The organism is Flavobacterium sp., from assembly GCF_035760125.1.
Lineage (GTDB): Bacteria > Bacteroidota > Bacteroidia > Flavobacteriales > Flavobacteriaceae > Flavobacterium.
The window spans coordinates 1-4127 of the sequence record NZ_DASTTN010000061.1; the positions used below are offsets into that span (position 1 = coordinate 1).

Genomic DNA, 4127 nt, shown 5'->3' on the forward strand with positions numbered 1-4127 from the left:
TTTCTTTTGAATTAGTAGAATTTGTTACTGTTGAAAGATACTCGAAAGAAACTCGTTTGCTTGTAAACTTAATTATGGTCTTTTTAGTACTGCTCATAATGCATTTGTTTAGTAATATGCGACATCACATATTTTGTTATAGTCAAATTTAATAAAAAGAATTTCGATATCGAGAATAGCCAAAAACAGTTATCAACAAAAAAAGAGCTTATAATGTTAGTAATGAAAGGTTTCGTAATTATTTTGCGTGTCGCAACATCACATAACAGCTACTACAACGGATTTGGGCAATAGGCTTAATGGGAAGTTGATTTTGTATTTGGGATGATTTACTTCGTCTATTCGCTATCGCTCGGGTGGCAAATCCGAAGAATGGGCTTAATTTAGTCCCAAACCCGCTGTAGTACCAGAACGTTATGCGGCAGCTTAAAGGACGACACAACAATTGACAATAAAGGAAACTGAATGAGAAAACTTATAATGTGGAACGTGATTACTCTTGACGGTTATTTTGAAGGAAATCAAAATTGGGACTTATCATTTCATAATGTTGTTTGGGGACCGGAACTTGAAAAACTGAGTATTGAACAATTAAAATCTGCAGACTACTTGGTGTTTGGACGTGTGACATATGAAGGGATGGCTGCTTATTGGACTAAGGCAGAAGCCGAAACTACGGAACAAGAAGTTGCTAAACTGATGAATAGCATCCCTAAACTTGTTTTTTCAAAGACTTTGAAATCTGCTGAATGGAATAACACGAGAATCATTAGTGAAAATGCTTCTGACGAAATTCAGAAACTAAAAGCCGAAGGCGGTAAGGATATTTATGTTTTCGGTAGTGCAGACCTTTCAGAGACATTTATAAAAGACAACCTATTTGACGAATATCGTATTGGCATTGCACCAGTCATTTTAGGCAATGGACGACCGCTATTCAGACAAGGAATTGCTCCTAATAATTTGTCTCTCATTTCAACACTGCAACTTTTGACAGGTGGAATAATCCTAAAATATTCAAACAATAAAGATTGACAACTTTGAAAATGTTTTTAGAGACGCAAACACTAAAAGAACGACAAGAAAGCTGACCGGATAACAGCCACTACAGCGGATCTGGGCAATTGGCTTAATGGAAAGTTTATTCTGTATTTGGGATGATTTGCTTAGCCTGTTCGCTATCGCTCGGGTGGCAAATCCTAAGAATGGGCTTAATTAAAGGCCAAACCCGCTGTAGTACCAGAACGTTAACAACAATAATTTTGACACTTGGTAAAAAAGAATTACTTTTGATAGTATCAAATGATAGCATCAATGAAACCGCCTTACGACATAACCCAAAAAATTCTAAAGCTGATAAGTTCAATTTCAGAAAAAATTGGAGAAGTGAATGCAAATTATCTCAGCAAACAATCTCCTCAACTTTGTAAACAGAATAGAATTAAAACAATTCATTCTTCTTTACAAATTGAAGGCAATACATTATCTGAAGAACAAATAACAGCATTGATTGAAAACAAGAGAGTAATAGGTCCTGAAAAAGATGTATTGGAAGTTTTAAACGCCATTAAGGTTTATGAAAAACTAGAGGAATTTAAATTTTCATCAGACAAAAGTTTTTTAAAAGCACATTTTCAATTAATGAATGGATTAATAGAAAGTGCTGGAAAATATAGAAAACAAGGAGTTGGAATAGTCAAAGGTACAAAAGTTGAACACATCGCTCCACCTTTTGAGAATGTACCTTACTTAATGAAAGATTTATTTGAGTATCTGAAAGATTCTGAGGAATTAACATTAATAAAAAGCTGTGTGTTTCATTACGAAATGGAATTTATTCATCCCTTTTTAGATGGAAATGGCAGAATGGGAAGGCTATGGCAAACCTTAATTCTAATGACTGAATATCCAGTTTTTGAATTTTTGCCATTCGAAACATTAATTAGTAAAACCCAAAATGAATACTATAAATCGTTAGCATTAAGTGATAAATCTGGAAAGTCAACATACTTTATTGAATATATGCTTGAAGTTATTGACAAATCATTAGAAAACTTACTTAGCTACAATAATAGAATTTTAAAAGATATTGATCGACTAGAGTATTTTTTTAAGCTTGGTATCAAAGAATTTAACCGAAAAGACTATATGAACATATTTAAGGATTTATCATCTGCAACTGCAAGTAGAGACTTAAAAAAAGGAATAGAAATGAATATGTTTGAAAGTGTTGGAAATCTTAATAGAACGAAATATATCTTAAAATAATTACTGTTGCTAACAGCTACTACAACGGATTTGGGCAATGGGCTTAATGGGAAGTTGGTTTGCCTCCGGCCGGTTCGGCTTTCAGCCTCGGATTGTATTTGGGATGATTTACTTTGCCTGTTCGCTATCGCTCGGGTGGCAAATCCGAAAATAGGGCTTAATTTAGTCCCACACCCGCTGTAGTACCAGAACGTTGGCGGTCAGCTTAAAAAACGAGAATCATAACATTGGCAAATATATAATATGGATAGAAAAGATTTTCTCAAAACAGGACTGATGCTTGGCGGAGCGACAATTCTTCCGATAACATCTGCATTTGCTCAAAACCTTACGGTGAACAACATTGATAAATTAGTTGACAAGGACGGTAATTTCATTCACCAACCTTTGACCTATGCGAATAATCATTTAGAGCCATATATGGACGAAGAAACTTTATATCTACATTATACCTTTCATCATGGTGGAGCTGTAAAAGGAGCAAACAAAGATCAACAGATGATAAAAAGAGCTTTGGAAGAAAACAACTTTGAAACAGTTGACTATTGGACAAAGAAATTAGCCTTTCATCTTTCATCACATATTCTTCATTCTATTTTTTGGACAAATCTTACCAATAAAACATCCGATCCCAAAGGTGAATTGCTCAAACGAATTGAAAAGGATTTTGGTAGTTACGATAAATTAAAAATGTATCTCGCCAAAACATCCAAAGACGTTGACGGAAATGGTTGGGGAATTTTGGGTTATCAGCCATATACAGACAAGTTAACCATTTTACAATGTGAAAATCACGAAAAATTGACGCAGTGGGGTGTAATTCCTTTGTTGGTCATTGACGTTTGGGAACATTCGTATTACCTAAAATATAAAAACAAAAGGACTGACTTTGTAGACAATTTGTTCAACATCATCAACTGGGACAACGTAGCACAACGATTAGAAGATGCCATTAAACTTATAAGATAAAAAGCCGAATCGCTAACAAGGGTTTTAAGCAAGTGGGAGAGTAGTGTTTAACTGAAAGTTCTTTTTGTATATTTGACTTCAGTCAAAATTGAAACTAAAGTAATAAAAGTCCCACCAGCTCAAAGCCCCGGGGCTTTAGCCTTAATTTTAACCGTGTATCAAAAAGCATTAATGACCAGGAATCACAACTGATGTATATAAACAAGAAAGGTCCCAACCTAAAGATTTATATAATAATTTGCCCTCCTCTGTTGCAACTAAAAAATTTCCATAAATTTCTTTTGATAATGCTATTTTTTCAAGCTCTTTCATTAAAACTGTAGCAAGCCCTTTTCTTTTATGATTAACATCTGTATAAATTCTATCATAAATCGCTAAATCATCTACTAAAACAACTCTTCCAGTTGCAGCTAAATCTCCATTCGGTGCAATTATTTTTATAACGGTAGTGGAATTGTATTCCTCAAATTCCATTTTATATTCGTCGCGTAAATTTACTGATTTATCTATCATCCGTTGAGAAGAAGTCATTATATAACCTTGAGGTTGAATAACCCATCTTGGCGGTAATAAATTTTTCAGTGCATCCGGTGTAGCGCAAACTTTTAAAAAGAACCAAGGTTCAACAATTGAGTTTGCTAATTCTATGAAATCTTCGTTTAGATTAGGAAAAACGTAACGAACCTTTTGTTTTTCGTAGCCAACATCAACTTTAAAACCTGATTTAAACTTTGTCGGTAAGGGCAATTCGCGCGATAATGACCATCCTTTTAGCCATTTTTCGATACTATCTTTTGAAATATTTTCGTGCATTCGAAGAGAAATAAAATTATAAACAAATATAAGAAAACTACGACTAACAGTTACTACAACGGATTTGGGCAATTGGC

At 34.1% G+C, this 4127-nt stretch carries 4 protein-coding genes; 3 read left to right on the top strand and 1 reads right to left on the bottom strand.

Annotated features, from left to right (window positions below):
• Nucleotides 1-465 precede the first annotated feature (465 nt).
• From VFS71_RS02570 to VFS71_RS02580, 3 genes are all read left to right on the top strand, one after another.
• Complete coding sequence (locus tag VFS71_RS02570; RefSeq protein WP_326399205.1) at nt 466-1035, top strand: dihydrofolate reductase family protein; 570 nt, start codon at nt 466-468, stop codon at nt 1033-1035.
• A gap of 279 nt (nt 1036-1314) precedes the next feature.
• On the top strand, nt 1315-2268 hold the full coding sequence (locus VFS71_RS02575; RefSeq protein ID WP_326399206.1) for a Fic family protein: 954 nt from the start codon (nt 1315-1317) through the stop codon (nt 2266-2268).
• Nucleotides 2269-2511: 243 nt separating this feature from the next.
• Nucleotides 2512-3237 (top strand): superoxide dismutase, encoded by a 726-nt coding sequence (locus tag VFS71_RS02580; protein WP_326399207.1) that lies wholly within the window; start codon nt 2512-2514, stop codon nt 3235-3237.
• 168 nt (nt 3238-3405) lie between these two features.
• Here VFS71_RS02580 and VFS71_RS02585 read toward each other — a convergent pair.
• The coding region (locus VFS71_RS02585) for a GNAT family N-acetyltransferase (protein WP_326399208.1) at nt 3406-4127 on the bottom strand (722 nt) is incomplete at its 5' end.

Bases quoted from the DNA above. Each gene is read 5' to 3' on its own strand.
- VFS71_RS02570 (WP_326399205.1), top strand. From the start codon at position 466: ATGAGAAAACTTATAATGTGGAACGTGATTACTCTTGACGGTTATTTT.
- VFS71_RS02575 (WP_326399206.1), top strand. From the start codon at position 1,315: ATGAAACCGCCTTACGACATAACCCAAAAAATTCTAAAGCTGATAAGT.
- VFS71_RS02580 (WP_326399207.1), top strand. From the start codon at position 2,512: ATGGATAGAAAAGATTTTCTCAAAACAGGACTGATGCTTGGCGGAGCG.